General features: G+C 72.1%; 15 protein-coding genes. 10 read left to right on the plus strand and 5 right to left on the minus strand.

Annotated elements, in window-relative coordinates:
- Positions 1-460 precede the first annotated feature (460 nt).
- From nrdH to nrdF, 4 genes are all read left to right on the plus strand, one after another.
- On the plus strand, positions 461-703 hold the full coding sequence (gene nrdH / locus HLI28_RS00305; RefSeq protein ID WP_171245504.1) for a glutaredoxin-like protein NrdH: 243 nt from the start codon (positions 461-463) through the stop codon (positions 701-703).
- Positions 704-783: 80 nt separating this feature from the next.
- The gene (nrdI, locus tag HLI28_RS00310) at positions 784-1,215 is read left to right on the plus strand and encodes a class Ib ribonucleoside-diphosphate reductase assembly flavoprotein NrdI (protein WP_171245505.1); all 432 of its coding nucleotides are present in this window, start codon (positions 784-786) and stop codon (positions 1,213-1,215) included.
- Positions 1,216-1,274: 59 nt separating this feature from the next.
- Positions 1,275-3,380, plus strand: coding sequence for a class 1b ribonucleoside-diphosphate reductase subunit alpha (gene nrdE / locus HLI28_RS00315; protein ID WP_216077215.1), 2,106 nt, complete (start codon positions 1,275-1,277; stop codon positions 3,378-3,380).
- A 50-nt stretch (positions 3,381-3,430) separates the two neighbouring features.
- Positions 3,431-4,411 (plus strand): class 1b ribonucleoside-diphosphate reductase subunit beta, encoded by a 981-nt coding sequence (gene nrdF / locus HLI28_RS00320; RefSeq protein WP_171245507.1) that lies wholly within the window; start codon positions 3,431-3,433, stop codon positions 4,409-4,411.
- A 113-nt stretch (positions 4,412-4,524) separates the two neighbouring features.
- Here nrdF and HLI28_RS00325 read toward each other — a convergent pair whose 3' ends face one another.
- Positions 4,525-5,022, minus strand: coding sequence for a phosphoribosyltransferase (locus tag HLI28_RS00325; RefSeq protein ID WP_171245508.1), 498 nt, complete (start codon positions 5,020-5,022; stop codon positions 4,525-4,527).
- A gap of 81 nt (positions 5,023-5,103) precedes the next feature.
- Positions 5,104-6,066, minus strand: coding sequence for an FKBP-type peptidyl-prolyl cis-trans isomerase (locus HLI28_RS00330; protein ID WP_304602409.1), 963 nt, complete (start codon positions 6,064-6,066; stop codon positions 5,104-5,106).
- Between the two features lie 106 nt (positions 6,067-6,172).
- Here HLI28_RS00330 and HLI28_RS00335 point away from each other — a divergent pair, with 106 nt between their 5' ends.
- From HLI28_RS00335 to HLI28_RS00345, 3 genes are read left to right on the plus strand one after another with little or no spacing between them, the layout of a single operon-like run.
- Entirely contained in the window at positions 6,173-6,472 is a 300-nt protein-coding gene (locus HLI28_RS00335; RefSeq protein ID WP_171245510.1) for a hypothetical protein, read from the plus strand.
- 60 nt (positions 6,473-6,532) lie between these two features.
- Positions 6,533-7,312 (plus strand): alpha/beta hydrolase, encoded by a 780-nt coding sequence (locus tag HLI28_RS00340; RefSeq protein ID WP_171245511.1) that lies wholly within the window; start codon positions 6,533-6,535, stop codon positions 7,310-7,312.
- 5 nt (positions 7,313-7,317) lie between these two features.
- Positions 7,318-8,112, plus strand: coding sequence for an alpha/beta fold hydrolase (locus HLI28_RS00345; RefSeq protein ID WP_343035506.1), 795 nt, complete (start codon positions 7,318-7,320; stop codon positions 8,110-8,112).
- Between the two features lie 57 nt (positions 8,113-8,169).
- Here the strand turns inward: HLI28_RS00345 and HLI28_RS00350 are convergent, their stop codons facing one another.
- Positions 8,170-9,687, minus strand: a complete 1,518-nt coding sequence (locus HLI28_RS00350) for a coiled-coil domain-containing protein (RefSeq protein WP_171245513.1) — start codon at positions 9,685-9,687, stop codon at positions 8,170-8,172.
- Positions 9,688-9,993: 306 nt separating this feature from the next.
- Between HLI28_RS00350 and HLI28_RS00355 the strand changes: the two genes are divergently transcribed.
- Genes HLI28_RS00355 through HLI28_RS00365 form a run of 3 tightly spaced genes read left to right on the plus strand, consistent with a single transcriptional unit; the run spans position 9,994 to position 13,518 of the window.
- Positions 9,994-11,469 carry a hypothetical protein gene (locus HLI28_RS00355; protein WP_171245514.1) on the plus strand — a complete coding sequence of 492 codons (1,476 nt, stop codon included), beginning with the start codon at positions 9,994-9,996 and terminating at the stop codon, positions 11,467-11,469.
- Entirely contained in the window at positions 11,466-12,542 is a 1,077-nt protein-coding gene (locus tag HLI28_RS00360; RefSeq protein WP_171245515.1) for a DUF8094 domain-containing protein, read from the plus strand. The genes HLI28_RS00355 and HLI28_RS00360 overlap by 4 nt, the downstream gene beginning before the upstream one ends.
- Positions 12,543-12,573: 31 nt before the next feature.
- Positions 12,574-13,518 carry a tetratricopeptide repeat protein gene (locus HLI28_RS00365; protein ID WP_171245516.1) on the plus strand — a complete coding sequence of 315 codons (945 nt, stop codon included), beginning with the start codon at positions 12,574-12,576 and terminating at the stop codon, positions 13,516-13,518.
- A 12-nt stretch (positions 13,519-13,530) separates the two neighbouring features.
- Here HLI28_RS00365 and glgB read toward each other — a convergent pair whose 3' ends face one another.
- The gene (gene glgB, locus HLI28_RS00370; protein ID WP_171245517.1) at positions 13,531-15,750 is read right to left on the minus strand and encodes a 1,4-alpha-glucan branching protein GlgB; all 2,220 of its coding nucleotides are present in this window, start codon (positions 15,748-15,750) and stop codon (positions 13,531-13,533) included.
- Positions 15,751-15,812: 62 nt separating this feature from the next.
- On the minus strand, positions 15,813-17,168 hold the full coding sequence (locus HLI28_RS00375) for a phosphotransferase (RefSeq protein WP_171245518.1): 1,356 nt from the start codon (positions 17,166-17,168) through the stop codon (positions 15,813-15,815).

A 17,168-nucleotide genomic window follows, 5' to 3' on the forward strand; every position in this document is an offset into this window, starting at 1 on the left:
TCCGCGGTCCCGGGTCGTCCACATGGTGTGGACACCGGCCGTCCACACCGTGTGGACCGTCGGTGGGCGGCCTGCGGACACGGCGGACCGGCGTGGACGGCCGGTCGGAGGACGGCGTCGCGCGGCCGTGTCGGAGGCTCCTGGGATGCTGGGTCCACAGGCTCGCGGCGCGTCGTCCACGGCCTCCGCGGAGAACTACACGGGTGAAATCACAGCGATGACAAACACAACATGTCGTGGGCAGGTGCGCGGCGAACACTAGGTGTAGTGTTGAGAGCACGTCGGGGCCGAAGGCTCCGAGGTGAATCACATCGACGTAGTTCCACCGGTGTCGTTCCTGGTGAGGGCCCTTCGCGGGGCCGCCGACCCAGCCGCGACCGTCCGGTTCGGACGTCGAGGCCAGGTTGTCAGGGGACATCGACCGGCCGCCCGGGGGGCGGCAGAGACAGGGGAGTGCGAGATGAGCGTCACGGTCTACAGCAAGCCGTCCTGCGTGCAGTGCGACGCGACCTACCGGGCACTGGACCGCAAGGGCGTCGAGTACTCCGTCGTGGACATCACCGAGGATGCCCAGGCGCTCGAGATGGTCCGTGAGCTCGGTTACCTGCAGGCGCCGGTCGTCGTCGCGGGTGACACGCACTGGTCGGGCTTCCGCCCCGACCAGATCAGCGCCCTCGCGGCGCAGCAGGCCGTCACGGCCTGACGATCTCCGGCCCGGTCGCGCACTCGACCCGCGCGACCGGGCCGGTACCACCGCAGCACGTCCGACGGGGGGAGAGCGACATGGGCTCGCTCGTGTACTTCTCCAGCGTCTCGGAGAACACGCACCGCTTCGTGAGGCGCCTCGGTCTCGAGGAGCGCGGCATGTCGGTGCACCGCATCCCGCTGCGGCCCGCCGACGGCTTCCTGACCGTCGACGAGCCCTACGTCCTCCTGGCCCCCACCTACGGCGGGGGCAACGAGGGCGGTGCGGTGCCTCGGCAGGTGCGCAAGTTCCTCGGGGACGAGGGCAACCGGTCGTTGATCCGCGGCGTGATCGCGGCGGGCAACACCAACTTCGGCGCTGCCTACTGCATCGCCGGTGACATCATCGCGGCGAAGTGCCAGGTCCCGTACCTGTACGCCTTCGAGCTGCTCGGCACCACCGAGGACGCCCAACGCGTCCGTGACGGATTGGGACGATTTTGGCAACGACAGTCACTGATCTCGGCGTGAGCGCCACGACGTCCGAGGCGGCGCCGACCACGACGGGCGCCTCTCTGCAGCAGAGCGACATGGACTACCACGCGCTCAACGCCATGCTGAACCTGTACGGGCCGGACGGGAAGATCCAGTTCGAGAAGGACCGCGAGGCCGCGTCGGCGTACTTCCGCCAGCACGTGCTGCCGAACACGGTCGAGTTCGAGACCCTCGACGCCAAGCTCGACTACCTCGTCGAGAACAAGTACTACGACCCGGCGGTCCTCGAGAAGTACTCCCGCTCGTTCGTCAAGGAGCTGTTCCAGCGGGCGTACGCCGCCGGGTTCCGTTTCGAGTCGTTCCTCGGTGCCTTCAAGTACTACACCTCGTACACGCTGAAGACGTTCGACGGCACGAAGTACCTCGAGCGCTTCGAGGACCGGGTCTCGATGGTGGCCCTCGGGCTGGCGGCCGGCGACGAGCAGCGGGCGCGCGACATCGTCGACGAGGTCATCTCCGGGCGGTTCCAGCCGGCCACGCCCACGTTCCTCAACGTCGGCAAGGCGCAGCGCGGCGAGCCCGTCTCCTGCTTCCTGCTGCGCATCGAGGACAACATGGAGTCGATCGCGCGCAGCATCAACTCGGCGCTGCAGCTCTCGAAGCGCGGCGGCGGCGTCGCGCTGCTGCTCAGCAACGTGCGCGAGCACGGTGCGCCGATCAAGCACATCCAGAACCAGTCCTCCGGTGTCATCCCGGTCATGAAGCTGCTCGAGGACTCCTTCTCGTACGCGAACCAGCTCGGCGCACGCCAGGGCGCCGGCGCGGTCTACCTGCACGCCCACCACCCGGACATCCTGCGGTTCCTCGACACCAAGCGCGAGAACGCCGACGAGAAGATCCGCATCAAGACGCTGTCGCTCGGCGTGGTCATCCCGGACATCACGTTCGAGCTGGCCAAGCGCAACGAGGACATGCACCTGTTCAGCCCGTACGACGTCGAGCGCATCTACGGCAAGCCGTTCGCCGACATCTCGATCACCGAGAAGTACGACGAGCTGGTGGCGGACGACCGGATCACGAAGAGGACCATCCGTGCGCGGGACTTCTTCCAGACGATCGCCGAGCTGCAGTTCGAGTCGGGCTACCCGTACGTCATGTTCGAGGACACGGTGAACCGCGCCAACCCGATCGCCGGGCGGATCACCCACTCCAACCTGTGCTCGGAGATCCTGCAGGTCTCCACGGCCTCCACGTTCCACGAGGACCTGTCCTACGACGAGGTCGGCCGGGACATCTCCTGCAACCTGGGCTCGCTGAACATCGCCAAGGCGATGGACTCGCCCGACCTGGGCCGGACCATCGACACGGCGATCCGGGCGCTGACCGCGGTCTCGGACCAGACGAGCATCGAGTCGGTGCCGTCGGTGAAGAAGGCGAACGAGCTCGGGCACGCCATCGGGCTGGGGCAGATGAACCTGCACGGCTACCTCGCGCGCGAGCGGATCCACTACGGCTCCGTCGAGGGCGTCGACTTCACGAACATGTACTTCTACACGGTCGCCTACCACGCGATCGCGGCGTCGAACCGTCTCGCGATCGAGCGTGGCCGGGCCTTCGGCGGGTTCGAGGACTCCGCCTACGCCTCGGGGGAGTACTTCGACAAGTACACCGACGCCGTGTGGGAGCCGGCCACCGAGCGGGTCGCCGAGCTCTTCGCGGGCGCCGGCGTGCACCTCCCGACCCAGGACGACTGGCGCGAGCTCAAGGCGTCCGTCATGGCGCACGGGATCTACAACCAGAACCTCCAGGCGGTGCCGCCGACCGGGTCGATCAGCTACATCAACTACTCGACGTCCTCGATCCACCCGGTGGCCGCCAAGATCGAGATCCGCAAGGAGGGCAAGCTCGGTCGCGCGTACTACCCGGCGCCGTACATGACGAACGACAACCTGGAGTACTACCAGGACGCGTACGAGATCGGGTACGAGAAGATCATCGACACCTACGCCGCGGCGACGCAGCACGTCGACCAGGGGCTGAGCCTGACGCTGTTCTTCCCGGACACCGTGACCACCCGTGACGTCAACAAGGCGCAGATCTACGCCTGGCGCAAGGGCATCAAGACGCTGTACTACATCCGGCTGCGGCAGCTGGCGCTCGAGGGCACCGAGGTGGAGAACTGCGTGAGCTGCATGCTCTGACCCCCCGCCGCTCGCCCTCGTCGTCGACCCACGCCCCGAAGGAATCCGCCATGTCACCCACCGGTCAGCTCAAGCTCATCGACCGCGTCACCGCGATCAACTGGAACCGTCTGCAGGACGAGAAGGACCTCGAGGTCTGGGACCGCCTGGTCGGCAACTTCTGGCTGCCGGAGAAGGTGCCGGTGTCCAACGACATCCAGTCGTGGCACACCCTGTCCGAGGCCGAGAAGCTCATGACGACCCGGGTGTTCACCGGGCTGACGTTGCTCGACACCATCCAGGGCACCGTCGGTGCGGTCTCGCTCATCCCGGACGCCCTGACCCCTCACGAGGAGGCGGTGTACACCAACATCGCGTTCATGGAGTCGGTGCACGCCAAGAGCTACTCGTCGATCTTCTCCACGCTGATCTCCACCAAGGAGATCGACGACGCGTTCGCCTGGTCCGAGCAGAACCCGCACCTGCAGCGCAAGGCCGAGATCGTCCTGGAGTACTACCGGGGCGACGACCCGCTCAAGCGCAAGGTCGCCTCGACGATGCTCGAGTCGTTCCTGTTCTACTCCGGCTTCTACGCCCCGATGTACTGGTCGAGCCGGGCCAAGCTGACGAACACGGCCGACCTCATCCGCCTCATCATCCGCGACGAGGCCGTGCACGGGTACTACATCGGCTACAAGTTCCAGAAGGGCCTGGCGAAGCTCTCGCCGGCCGAGCAGGACGAGATGAAGGCCTACACCTTCGACCTGCTCTTCGAGCTGTACGAGAACGAGGTCGAGTACACCGAGTCGCTCTACGGGGAGCTGGGGCTCACCGAGGACGTCAAGAAGTTCCTGCGGTACAACGCCAACAAGGCGCTGATGAACCTCGGCTACGAGGGGCTCTTCCCGAAGGACGAGACCGACGTCAACCCGGCGATCCTCGCGGCGCTGAGCCCGAACGCGGACGAGAACCACGACTTCTTCTCGGGTTCCGGCTCGTCGTACGTGATCGGCAAGGCGGTCGAGACCACCGACGACGACTGGGACTTCTGACCCGCTCCGAGGTGCTCGTGACGAGGGCCCGGCGACGGCATCGGCCGTCGCCGGGCCCTCGCACGTCTCGGCGACCGTGCTCCGGGTCGGTGCGGGCGGTCGTCCCGCCGGCGTCAGCGGCTCCGGCCGTCGCCCGCGCCGGCCACCGGAGGTTCGGCGGACCAGGGGAACGTGATCCAGCGGTCGGTCTCGCGCCAGGTGTACTCCGGCCGGTACACCGACCGAGGCTTCGTGTAGAGCACGGCAGCACGCGCCTCGGCGCCCTTCTCCCGGACCAGACGCATCACGAGGTCCAGCGTCCGGCCGGAGTCCGCGACGTCGTCCACGACGAGCACCCGCGAACCCGGCAGCTCCGCGGTGTCCATGAGCGGCGGCAGGACGCGTGGGTCGTCGAGGGTCCGCCCGACGTCGGTGTAGAACTCGACGTTCATCGTCCCGACGCCCTTCGTCCCGAGGGCGTAGGCCACGGCTCCGCCGGGGATCAACCCACCGCGGGCGATCGCGACGACGACCTCGGGACGGAAACCGCTCGCCACCACCTGCTCGGCGAGCCGGCGCACCCCGTCGCCGAAGTCGGACCAGGTCAGCACCTCGCGGTCGGTGGTGTCCATGGCTCCGACACTACGACGACGGCGGGCCACCCGTGCAGGTGGCCCGCCGTCGCGGGGGTCAGGTCCGGTGCGGAGCCCGCATCACTCCACGTCGAGGATGTCGACGACGAAGACCAGGTCCTCGCCCGCCAGTGGGTTGCCCTCGACGGCCTCGGCGCCGTAGGCCTGGTCGGCCGGGATGACGAGGAGCACCTGGCTGCCGACGGTCTGGCCGGAGATGCCGTCCGTCCAGCCCGGGATCACCTGCTGCAGCGAGAACGCCGAGGGCTCGCCCCGCTCCCAGGACGAGTCGAAGACCTCGCCGTCCAGGGTCCAGCCGGTGTAGTGCGCGGTCACGGTCTGCTCGGGCGAGACCTCCTCGCCGTCCCCGCGGATGAGGGTCTGGGCGACGAGCTCGTCCGGGGCCTCGTAGCCGTCCGGGATCTCGACGGACGGGGCGCCGTCCTCGCCCAGCGTGACGGTGGGCAGACCCTCCTCGGGCTCGACGGCCTCGCCCTCGGCGCGCTCCGGGATCTCGTAGGCGTCGACGACCTCGATGAGGTTCACCGCGGTCGTCGGCTCGCCCTGCTGGTCGGCGATCGGGTTCGCCAGCAGGAAGCGGGTGCCGACCGACTGGCCCTCGAGCGGCGAGATGAGCAGGTCGGACTGCTCGCCGAGGACGATGCTCTGCGGGGAGTCGACCTCCCAGGTCGAGTTCATCTTCTGACCCGTGGCGTCGTAGGTCACGTAGTGGATGGTGAGCTTCATGCCCTCGCTGATCTCGGTCCCGTCACCCTCGTCCACCACGCGGTGCGTCGGGACGGAGACCTCGATGTCGTCGAAGGAGAGCTCCGGTTCGGAGCCCGGCTCGCCCGTGACCTCGATCGACTCGACGGCGGCGATGTCCTCCTCGGTCGGCTCGGCCTGCGCGGTGGAGTCGGCGGAGGCCGACGAGGGTGCCGACGGCTCCGTGCTGTCGGGGGCGTCGGCGTCGTCGCTGCAGCCACCCAGCACGAGGGCGGCGGCGAGCGCGACGCCGAGGGCTGCGGGGGTACGGAGCTTCACGAGTAGTCCTTCGGTCGCGGGGTGGTTCGTCCGGTCGACGGACCCCGAACACTCTAACGGCCCGGCCCGGCCGGTGGTTCCTCCCCCCGCACGCCACAATGGGGACATGCCGTCACGTCGACCCTCCCGCAAGCGTCCCTGGGGTGCCGAGCACCAGCCCCTCGACATGGACCGAGCGCTCGGCGGCATCCGGCACGAGAGCGCCGACGACGGCGAGTGGACGGTCCGGCGGGTGACGGGCGGCGACAAGGCCTACACGTGTCCCGCCTGCCGCCAGACCATCCCGCCCGGGACGCCCCACGTGGTCGCGTGGCAGCGTGACGCGTGGGGTGGTGAGGCGGCCGGCCTCGAGGACCGCCGGCACTGGCACGCGTCCTGCTGGCAGCGGCGGCGACGTCTGCTCTGACGTCGCAGGACGCGCGCGTCCGGCGGGCAGGAGATCGGGCGCGAACTAGGCTGGTCAGTGATGAACGAGGACACCGCCACCGGCCACCAGATCCGCTCGATGACCGTCCTGCCCGCCCGTCGGGAGGATGTCGACCTGCACACCGCGGACGGGCTGACGCTCGTCGGTGAGCTCGCCCAGCCGCAGGGCCGCGACCCGGTGGCGACGCTGCTGACCTTCCACCCGCTGCCCACCCACGGCGGATACATGGACTCCCACGTGTACCGCAAGGCCGCGTGGCGCCTGCCCGAGCTGGCCGACCTCGCGGTGCTCCGGTTCAACACCCGGGGCACCTCGTCGCCGCGGGGCACCTCCGAGGGCGCCTTCGACGGCGGCGACGCCGAGCGGTACGACGTGGCGGCGGCCCTCGAGCTCGCCGAGTTCCGCGAGCTGCCCCGCCCCTGGCTGGTCGGCTGGAGCTTCGGGACCGAGCTCGTCCTGCGGCACGGGGCCGACCCGAGCATCGAGGGGGCCGTCCTGCTCTCGCCCCCGCTGCACCGCGCCACGGACGAGGACCTGGACCGCTGGGCCGAGTTCGGCAAGCCGCTCGTCGTGCTGGTGCCCGAGCACGACGACTACCTGCAGCCCGCCGAGGCGCGCGAGCGCTTCGCCCGGGTGCCGCAGGCCGAGGTGATCGGCGTCGACGGCGCCAAGCACCTGTGGGTGGGTGAGCCGGCCGTCCGCCGGGTGCTCGACGAGATCGTCCAGCACGTGCTGCCCGGGCACGCGCCGCTGCCGACCCACTACGACGGAGAGGTCGAGCACGCCTCGGACCTCCGCAACGCTCCGACGAGAGGATGACGACCATGACGCCCTCGACCCTGGCGACGCACGTCCTGCACGACGGGGCGGGCGTCCCGCTGGTACTCCTCCACGGCTTCCCCCTGGACCACCGGATGTGGAACCCGGTCGTCGCGGAGCTGCCGCCCGGCCTGCGGGTGGTCGCCGTGGACCTTCCCGGCTTCGGCCACAGCGACCTGGGTCAGCTCCCGCCCACCCTCGAGGCGGCCGCGGACGCCGTGCACGCGGCGCTGCGCGCGGCGGGGGAGGGCAACGGCGCCGTGGTCGGCATGTCGATGGGCGGCTACGTCGCCCTCGCGCTCGCCGAGCGCCACCCGGAGATCGTCCAGGGGCTCGGGCTGGTGGACACCAAGTCCACGGCCGACACCGACGAGGCGCGGGCCGGACGGCTGGCCGCCGCGCGGACGGTGGCCGACTCCCAGACGCTGGACGCGGTCATGGGGATGCCGGACAAGCTGCTCGGGCCGACCAGCCAGATGGAGCGGCGCAGCCTCTACCCGACGGTCTACGACTGGATCCGCTCCCAGTCCCCGTCCGCGGTCGCGTGGGCCCAGCGGGCGATGGCGGCCCGGCCGGACCGGACGGACGTGCTGCACCGGTTCCCCGGTCCCGTCGCCGTCGTCGTCGGTGCCGAGGACTCGATCACGCCGATCGACGAGGCCAAGCACATGGTGGACGCGGCGTCGGACGCGACGCTGCACGTGGTGGCGAACGCCGCGCACCTGAGCACGATCGAGGAGCCCGCCGCCGTGGCGCACGCTCTCGCCGCGCTGCAGGAGCGGGTCGTCGCCCAGCTCTGAGCCGCCCCGGAGACACCGAGGGGCCGTCGCCACGGCGACGGCCCCTCGACGGTCCGGTCAGTTCCGGGACGGCGCGGAGCTCTCGGCGGCGGGGGAGTCGTCGGGCGCGGGAGCCGACGAGGCGCTGCCCGGGTCGGCCGACTGCGTGGACGCGAAGCGGGCGCGCTGGGCCGGGGTGAGGTCCCGGGAGTAGCTGTCCTCCTCGGCCGGCTCGTCGTCCTGCTCGGCCTCCACGACAGGGGCCGCGGGCTCCTCCGCCGCGGGCTCCGCGGGGGACTCCGCGGAGGAGGCGGCGGGAGACGCGACGGGCTCCTCGAGGGGCTCGTCGGCCGGTGCCTCGGCGGCGACCTCCCGGGCCTTCTCCGTGCCGAGCAGGCCCCGCAGCTCCTCGAGGTAGGAGTTGATCGAGTCGTGGCGGCGGGTGAGGTCCTCGAGCTGGCGCTCGGCGGCGGTCCGGTTCTGGTCGGCCTCCGCCTGGGCGTCGGACATCGTCTGCTCGGCGAAGGTCCGCGCCTCGGACACGATCGAGTCGGCCGTCCGGCGGGCGTCCGCCACCAGCTCCTTGACGTAGGCGTCCGACTCGGACCGGACCTTGTCGGCCTGCTGCAGGGCCGCGGCCACGCGCTTCTCCGCCTCCGCCGCATGCTCCTCCGCCTCGCGCACGATGCGCTCGATCTCGGCGCGTGCGGCGTCGTGCCGCTGCGCCGCCTCGGTCTCGACGCGCTCGCGGGTCTGCGCGGCCTGCAGCTCGGCGTCGGCGAGCGTCGTCCGCGCCTGCTCGCGCAGGTCCTCGAGCTCGGAGGTGACGGAGTTGGCGGACTCGGCCGCCTGGTGCTTGGCCTCGGCCACGATGCGGGCGGCCTCGTTGCGGGTGCGTTCCATGAGGTCGTTGGCCTCGCGCTCGGCCTCCTCGCGCAGGGCGGCCGACTCGGCGGCGGCGGAGGCCCGGAGCTGGGCGATCTCCCGGTCCGCCTGCACGCGCGCCTCGGTGACCTCCCGCTCCGCCGTCGTGCGCAGCGTGCCGATCTCGTGCTCGAGGCCGGCGCGGCGCTCGTTCTCCTCGGTGGTCAGGCTGCTGGTGATCAGCGCGGCCTCGCGTTCGGCCGACCCGACGAGCTCCTCCGCGCGACGCTGGGCCCCCTGCAGCGCGCCCTCGGCCTCCGCGGCCGTCGTCGAGCGGATCTCCTCGGCCTCGCGGCGAGCGCTGGACAGCAGCTCGGAGGCCTCGGACTCCGCCCGCTGGCGCACCTGCCCCGCGGCGAGCTTCGCGCGGGCCATGATGTCGGAGGCCTGCTGGTTCGCCTGCGTCAGCACCTCGGCCGCCTGCTCGTCCGCCGAGCGGAGCAGCCGTTCGGCACGGGCGCCGAGGCCCGCGTACGACGGCTTGTCGCTCTCGCGGAGCTGCCGGTGGGCGTCGGCCAGCTCGGAGGACAGCTGCATCGCCCGCGAGTCGGTGGCCTCGACGTTGCGGCGTGCCTCCTCCAGGGCCTGCTCGAGACGGGAGATCTGGCTCTCCACGGCGGCGCGGTCGTATCCACGCATGGTGATCGGGAAGAGCGTGCGCTCGTCGGACACGGGAGGACCTCCGGACGTCGTGGGTGCCCCGGCACCGCTGAGAGTAGGGGAAGGCACCGATCAGAATAGTGGCCCGGGAGGCCCACCGACACCCGTGGGCGGGTGAGGTACGGCGCTGGGACGTGCCGCCCCGGCGCCCGCGCGGCGCCGTCCGGCTGTTGCCGGTGGTCGAGGCGTGGGAGGGTCGAGGATGCTGGTACCGGACTCGTGAAGGGTTCGTGAACCGATGCGGCCGAACGCCACCCGGCGTCCGGCCGCTGCTCGCGCGTCCTTATCCTGAGGTGTCCACGTCGAAAGGGAAGCTCGGTGCTGCAACGCATTCTGGGTGTCGTCCTGGTCCTTGCCGGACTGGGAGCCATCGCGTTCGGGGTCGCGACCGCGACCGTCCTGCGCGAGTCCGACTCCGTCGTCGCCACGGCTCGACCCGCCGGTGACGGCACGCTCGTCGTCACCGACCCGGGCGTGCTCGGGTTGGTCGACTCCGAGGTCACCGTCACGGCCTCCGTGCCCGAGGGGCAGGAGGTCGCCGTGGTGGTGGGCCGCGAGGTCGACGTCGCGGGGTGGCTCGGTGAGGACCCGTACACCCGGGTCACCGGGCTGAGCGACTGGGAGACCCTCTCCACCGAGCAGGTCGCCGGTGCCGCGGACGAGGAGGCCGAGTCCTCGGAGGACGGCGAGGGGGGTGCGGAGGCCGAACCGCCGCCGAACCCCGCAGGTTCCGACATGTGGGACACCGAGCTCGTCGACGCCGAGCAGGTGAGCCTGCGCTGGACCGACCGTCCGGGCCGCTGGGTCCTGCTCGCCGCGGCGACCGGTGCCGCCCCCGCCGAGGAGTCCGAGGGTGAGGACGCCGAGGCGGCGGAGGCCGACGAGGCGGCTCCGGCCGAGGCGCCGACGCTCGAGCTGACGTGGGACCGCGACGTCTCGACGCCGCTGCTGTGGCCCGCCGTCGGTGTCGGTGGTGTGCTCCTGATCATCGGCCTGGTGCTGCTGGCCATGTCGCGGCGCACGACCCGGAGCCGCAAGCGCCGCACCGCCGGCGCCACGGCCGGCGCGGCGTCGCCCACGATCTCCTCGAGCGGCACGACGTCCCCCGGGACCGGCACGCCGTCCGGCACCTCCCCGTTCGGGCCGGCCGTCGGCGCGGGCGCGGGCGCGGCGGCGGCCCGCTCCGGCGGGACCTGGCCCGGCGCGGTGGCCGCGTCACCGAACGCCCCGCACGACGACGGCACGGCCCCGGCCGCGGAGGACGCGCCGACGCAGGGCACCGACCCGCAGGACGCGGCCGGCGGCACCGACCAGGTGCCGGTCGCCGGGCGCTTCCGGCGCCGCACGCGCCTACGTCGCGACGCCGACCCGGCCGACGCACAGGACGCCCCCGTCCCGGCACCGGAGCCGTCCGCCGGCGGCGCGCCGGTGCCTGCTCCCGCGCCGGCGCTGCCCACCGCCCCCGCCTCCTCGGCGGACACCGCCGGGTCGGACGACACGGCCGCGCGGCCGCTCACGCGACGTGAGCTGCGCCGTCGCGAGGAGGAGCGCAAGGCCGCCGAGCAGTCCGGCATGGGCGGCATGGGCCGCGCCCTGCGCGCCCTGACGGGCCAGACCCCCGTGGTGCCGCGCCCCGGAGGAACCTCCTCGCCGTCGGCCGCGGACCCCGGTGCCGCGCAGTCCGCCGCGGACCGCAGGGCCTCCGCCTGGCGTGAGACCTGGGGTTTCGGCGGGACGACCGCCGCCGGCACGCCGACGAGCGACGACGACACGAGTGACGAGGACAAGCGATGAAGGACTCCACCCGCCGGCCCGGGCGCCGGCGCGCGACCGTCGCCGGTGTGGCGACCACCGTCGTCCTGCTGGCCGGATGCGCCGAGGAGCTGCCGACCCCGGAGCCGGACGAGCCCGTCGCCGGACCGGCGCTGACCGCGGCGCAGCAGACCCGCGTGGTCGAGGAGGTCGCCGGGTCGCTGACGAAGGCCAGTGAGAACGAGAAGCCCGACCAGCTGCGCCCCCGCGTGGAGGGCCCGGCGCTGGAGGTGCGCCGCACCCAGATCGAGGTCGCGAAGAAGAGCGGTGACGACTCGCTCGTCACGAGGATCCCGACCGAGCTCGAGGCGATGATCCTGCCCACGACCGAGTCGTGGCCGCGGGTGAGCTTCACCATCACGCAGCCGACCGAGAACCTCGAGGTGCCGCGCCTGGTGGCCTACCAGCAGGACTCGGCCCGCGACAACTACAAGCTGTGGTCGTGGGTGCAGCTCATCCCCGGCACGACGCTGCCGAACTTCGCCGACCCCGAGGCGATCGGCTCCGACGCCGTGGCGCCGGACGACGACTCGCTGCGGGCCACCCCGCGACAGGCGCTCTCGCAGTACGCGGACCTCGTGGCCAAGGGGCCGGACGACTCCGAGCACGCCGGCGCGTTCGAGCTGCCGGGCGAGAGCACGGACCTCGTCAAGCGGGTCCAGAAGGACGCCAGCAGCGTGCGCGGTGCGGACGCCTTCAAGGAGGCGGACGGCGAGTACAAGATCGCGTTCGCCTCCCGGGACGACCAGGTCGTCGCGGTCCGCACGTCCGACGGCGGTGCGGTGGTCATGGGTGCGCTCGACGGCAACATCCGGGTGACTGTCGAGGAGGACGGCGAGATCGGCCCGCTGACGCCCTCCCAGAAGACGCTGATGGGCGACGCCGACAACACCGACCAGCTCTACGTGGAGTACACCGACCAGGTCGCCCTCTACGTGCCGCCGGCCGGGTCCGAGGAGCCGATCCGCCCGCTGGGGTACTCGCACGTGTCCACGGCTGCCGCGAACGACATCCCGGGCGAACGCAACACCGACCGGAAGAAGGACGACGGCTGAGACGTCGGCGCAGACTTCGTAGGATGTGCCCATGAGCACTCCCACGCCCGAGCCGAGCTTCAGCCCGCGCGGCGCCGTCGACCTGTCGGCCCTCAACCGGCCCCAGTCCCCGCCTCCGGGGGAGCCGGGAGGCGCCCCGACGGCCGGCGGCTACGTTGTCGACGTGACGGACGCGAACTTCCAGCAGGTCGTGCAGGACTCGACGAAGTACCCGGTCGTGATCCTGCTGTGGATGCCCACGGACCAGGCCAACGCGGACCTCGGCGCCACCCTGGGCAGGCTCGCCGACGAGTACGCCGGCCGGTTCCTGCTGGGTCGCGTCGACGCCAACGCGTACCCGCAGATCGCCTCGGCGTTCCAGCCCCAGGGCGTTCCCACCGTCGTCGCCGTGCTGCAGGGTCAGCCGCTCCCGCTGTTCGCGGGGGCGGCCTCGGAGGAGCAGATCCGCGGCGTGCTGGACCAGGTCCTGGCGGCCGCCGAGCAGAACGGCGTGACGGGCCGGGCTCCCGCCCCGGGCGGGGCCGAGGAGTCCGACGAGCCGGCCGAGGAGCCGGAGGAGCCGTTGCCCCCGCTGCACCAGGAGGCGTACGACGCCATCGAGCGTGACGACCTCGAGGCGGCGGAGACCGCCTACTCCCGCGCGATCACGCAGGACCCCACCGACGCCCAGGCCGTGGCCGGCCTGGCCCAGGTGCGTCTGATGCAGCGCACCCGCGGTGCCGACCTGCAGCAGGTGCGCACCGCGGCGGCGGACGCCCCGGCGGACGTCGAGGCCCAGCTGGCCGTGGCCGACATGGACATGCTCGGCGGCAAGGTGGACGACGCGTTCGACCGCCTCCTGCAGCTCATGCCGACGGCCGACGCCGAGGGCAAGGAGAAGCTGCGGGCGCGGCTCGTCGACCTGTTCGAGGTCGTGGGCACGTCCGACTCCCGCGTGGTCAAGGCCCGCAAGAAGATGATGATGTACCTGTACTGACGCCCGCCGTGGTCAGCGGGGCGTGAGCACCAGGGCGCCGAGCGGGGGGACCCGCACCGTCGCCGAGTGCTCGCGCCCCTGCCACGGGACGTCCTCGGCCACGACGTCACCCTCGTTGACGACGCCGGAACCGCCGTAGCGGGGAGCGTCGGTGTTGAGGGCCTCGGACCAGGCACCACCGTGGGGGAGCCCCAGCCGGTAGCCCTCGTGCGGCACGCCCGCGAAGTTGACCACCACGACGACCGGCGAGCCGTCTGCCGCACGGCGGACGTAGGCGACCAGGTTGCGGGCGGCGTCCCCGCCCTCGATCCACTCGAACCCGGAACCGTCGAAGTCACGTTCCCACAGGGCCGGCGTCGCCCGGTACAGCCCGTTGAGGTCGCGGACGAGGTGCTGCACGCCCGCGTTCCCGGCGTCCTCCAGGCTCCACCAGTCCAGACCGGCTCCCTCGCTCCACTCGGCCTCCTGGGCGAACTCGCAGCCCATGAAGAGCAGCTGCTTGCCCGGGTGGGTCCACTGGTAGGCGAGGAACGAGCGCACGCCGGCCAGCTGCTGCCACCGGTCGCCGGGCATCTTGCGCAGCAGCGAGCCCTTGCCGTGCACGACCTCGTCGTGGCTGATCGGCAGGACGTACTGCTCCGAGAACGCGTAGACCAGCGAGAAGGTCAGCTCGCCGTGGTGGTGGCTGCGGTACATCGGGTCCTTGGAGACGTACTGCAGGGTGTCGTTCATCCAGCCCATGTTCCACTTCAGGCCGAACCCGAGTCCGCCGGCGTCCGTCGGTCGGGTGACCCCCGGGAAGGCGGTGGACTCCTCGGCGATCATCAGCACGCCGGGGGAGCGCCGGTAGGCCGTGGCGTTGGCCTCCTGCAGGAAGCTGATGGCCTCGAGGTTCTCCCGTCCGCCGTGGACGTTGGGGGTCCACTCGCCCTCGTTGCGGGAGTAGTCGAGGTAGAGCATCGACGCGACCGCGTCGACGCGCAGGCCGTCGGCGTGGAACTCCTCGAACCAGTAGGTGGCGTTCGCGACGAGGAAGTTGCGCACCTCCCGGCGGCCGAAGTCGAACACGTAGGTGCCCCAGTCCGGCTGCTCGCCGCGGCGGGGGTCGGCGTGCTCGTACAGCGGGGTGCCGTCGAACCGCGCCAGGGCGAACTCGTCCCGGGGGAAGTGGGCGGGCACCCAGTCGAGGATGACGCCGACGCCGGCCTGGTGCAGCCGGTCGACCAGGTACCGGAAGTCGTCGGGGCTGCCGAACCGGGACGTCGGTGCGTAGTAGCTGGTGACCTGGTAGCCCCACGACCCGCCGAAGGGGTGCTCGGCGACCGGCAGCAGCTCCACGTGCGTGAACCCCTGCTCGACGACGTAGTCGGTGAGCTGCTCGGCCAGCTCCCGGTACCCCAGGCCGGGACGCCAGGAGCCGAGATGGACCTCGTAGACGCTGATCGGTCCGCCGTGCTGGTCGCGGGACGCACGCTGCTCCATCCAGGCGTCGTCCTGCCAGGTGTGGTCGCTGTGCACGACGACCGAGGCGGTGGCGGGCGGCACCTCGGTGCCCTTGGCCAGCGGGTCGGCCTTGGCCCGCCAGATCCCGTCCGGGCCGCAGATCTCGTACTTGTACCGCGTCCCCGGCCCGACGTCGGGCACGAAGATCTCCCACACGCCGCTGGAGCCGAGGGAGCGCATCGGGTGGATGCCCGTCCAGCGGTTGTGGTCCCCGACGAGGCGGACGCCCCGGGCGTTCGGCGCCCACACGGCGAAGGACGTCCCGACGACGTCACCGCGCGCGCTCGGGTAGACGTGACGGTTCGCCCCGAGGACCTTCCACAGCTCCTCGTGCCGGCCCTCGCCGACGAGGTGCAGGTCGACCTCGCCGAGGGAGGGCAGGAACCGGTACGGGTCGTCGGCCGTGTGCACGTCGTCGGCGTAGCGGGTGCGCACCCGGTAGTCGGGGGCGTGCCGGGTCCCGTTGTCGTCGGTCGGTGCCGGCACCACGGCGCTCCAGACGCCGCCCGCCTCGTGCGTCGCCGGGTGCTCCTCCTCCCCGGCGGGGCCGACCGTGAGCACCACGACCTCGTCGGCGAGCGGTCGCAGCACGCGCACGACGGCGGCGGGGGCGCCGCCCGCCTCGGCGGGCAGCAGGTGCGCGCCCAGCACGGAGTGCGGGTCGTGGGTCGTGCCGCGCGCGACGGCGGTGAGGAGTTCCGGGTCGACAGCTGCTGGCACGGACGTCATGTCGTCCACCTTTCCACGTCCTTCTCCGGGCCGCGTCCGCAACACGCACGCGTCACCGGCGGTCAGTCCCGCAGCAGCCGGTCGACGGCGCCGAGGGGGATGGGCAGCCACGTCGGGCGGTGGTGCGACTCGTACACCACCTCGTACAGAGCCTTGTCGAGCACCAGGGCGTCGAGCACGACCGCCGCGGTGTCCTCGTCCATGCCGGCGTGGTCCGCCACGGTCTTGCGGTAGCCGGCCAGGAAGGCGTCCGCCGCCTCGGCCTGCCAGCTCGCGGGTTCGGGGGCCTCGCCCACCGCGGCGGCGTAGTCGAAGGAGCGCAGCATCCCCGCCACGTCGCGCAGCGGCAGGTCGGGTGCCGTGCGCTCGTCGACCGAGCGCTGCGGCTCGCCCTCGAAGTCGAGCACCTTCCAGCCCTCGCTGAACAGGGTCTGACCGAGGTGCAGGTCACCGTGGATCCGCTGGGTCGTCACGGGTTCCGGCAGGGCGGCGAGCCGACGCTCGAGATCGTCCAGCAGAGCCGTGACCTCGGCCGCCCGCGGCGCGAGCACCTCGGCCTCGGCGACGGCGCGGTCCGCGCGGCGGCGCAGCCCGGCCACGAACCGTGCGGCGTCCAGCGGCGGCCCGGTCGGCAGCAGCGTCGCCATGCGCTGGTGCAGCTCCGCCACCAGCCGGCCCAGCGCGTCGGCCTGCTCGACGAACGGCTCACCGCGGCTGGCGACGTCGCACGCCATCTCGAAACCGTCCTCGGCGTGGGGCACCAGCTCGGACAGGATCGCCAGGTGCACGGCGCCGTCGTCGGTGTCGATCTCGAGGGCGCCGAGGAACCGCGGCACGCCCTCCCAGCCGTCGGCCGTCAGGGCCTGGGGGACGACGACGTCCGGGTGCGGGCCGTCGGCGATGGTGCGCAGGATCTTCAGCATCCCGCCGGCGCCCGAGGGGGACGGCACACCGGGCAGGATCACCGAGGTGTTCGACTGCTCGCCGGCCAGCACCCGGCCGCGCTCGGTGAGGGTGGTGGGGTCGCCGGCCACGCCCATCGCGCGCAGCAGCGCGACCCAGCACGCCGGGTTCGCCCCGCCGTCGTGCACCGCCACCTCGCCGGTGGCGGTCTCCACGGTCCCGATGTGGCCGAGACTGACGTCCTCCGGGTCGCTGAGCACGAGCGGGACCTGGGCCACGACCTCCCCGCCGGGCAGCTCCGGGCCGCGGAGCCGCGTGAGCAGCAGCACGACGTCGCCGTGCGCACCCTCCGGGGGTGCGAGGTCGACCTCCTCCTGGTCGAACGTCACCGCCAACCAGGGCTCGGCCTGGACCGACGGCCCGCCGGGGAACCAGCGTTGCGTCGGGAGCCAGGCCGCGAGCAGGTCGCCGACGCTCGGGTCGGGTGCTGCGTGCTGGACGGAGACGTCGATCAT

Source organism: Isoptericola sediminis (genome assembly GCF_013085345.1).
GTDB lineage: Bacteria > Actinomycetota > Actinomycetes > Actinomycetales > Cellulomonadaceae > Isoptericola > Isoptericola sediminis.

Coding starts and splice junctions, on each gene's coding strand:
- nrdH (WP_171245504.1), top strand. CDS start 461: ATGAGCGTCACGGTCTACAGCAAGCCGTCCTGCGTGCAGTGCGACGCG.
- nrdI (WP_171245505.1), top strand. CDS start 784: ATGGGCTCGCTCGTGTACTTCTCCAGCGTCTCGGAGAACACGCACCGC.
- nrdE (WP_216077215.1), top strand. CDS start 1,275: ATGGACTACCACGCGCTCAACGCCATGCTGAACCTGTACGGGCCGGAC.
- nrdF (WP_171245507.1), top strand. CDS start 3,431: ATGTCACCCACCGGTCAGCTCAAGCTCATCGACCGCGTCACCGCGATC.
- HLI28_RS00325 (WP_171245508.1), bottom strand. CDS start 5,022: ATGGACACCACCGACCGCGAGGTGCTGACCTGGTCCGACTTCGGCGAC.
- HLI28_RS00335 (WP_171245510.1), top strand. CDS start 6,173: ATGCCGTCACGTCGACCCTCCCGCAAGCGTCCCTGGGGTGCCGAGCAC.
- HLI28_RS00340 (WP_171245511.1), top strand. CDS start 6,533: ATGAACGAGGACACCGCCACCGGCCACCAGATCCGCTCGATGACCGTC.
- HLI28_RS00345 (WP_343035506.1), top strand. CDS start 7,318: ATGACGCCCTCGACCCTGGCGACGCACGTCCTGCACGACGGGGCGGGC.
- HLI28_RS00360 (WP_171245515.1), top strand. CDS start 11,466: ATGAAGGACTCCACCCGCCGGCCCGGGCGCCGGCGCGCGACCGTCGCC.
- HLI28_RS00365 (WP_171245516.1), top strand. CDS start 12,574: ATGAGCACTCCCACGCCCGAGCCGAGCTTCAGCCCGCGCGGCGCCGTC.
- glgB (WP_171245517.1), bottom strand. CDS start 15,750: ATGACGTCCGTGCCAGCAGCTGTCGACCCGGAACTCCTCACCGCCGTC.
- HLI28_RS00375 (WP_171245518.1), bottom strand. CDS start 17,168: ATGATCGACGTCTCCGTCCAGCACGCAGCACCCGACCCGAGCGTCGGC.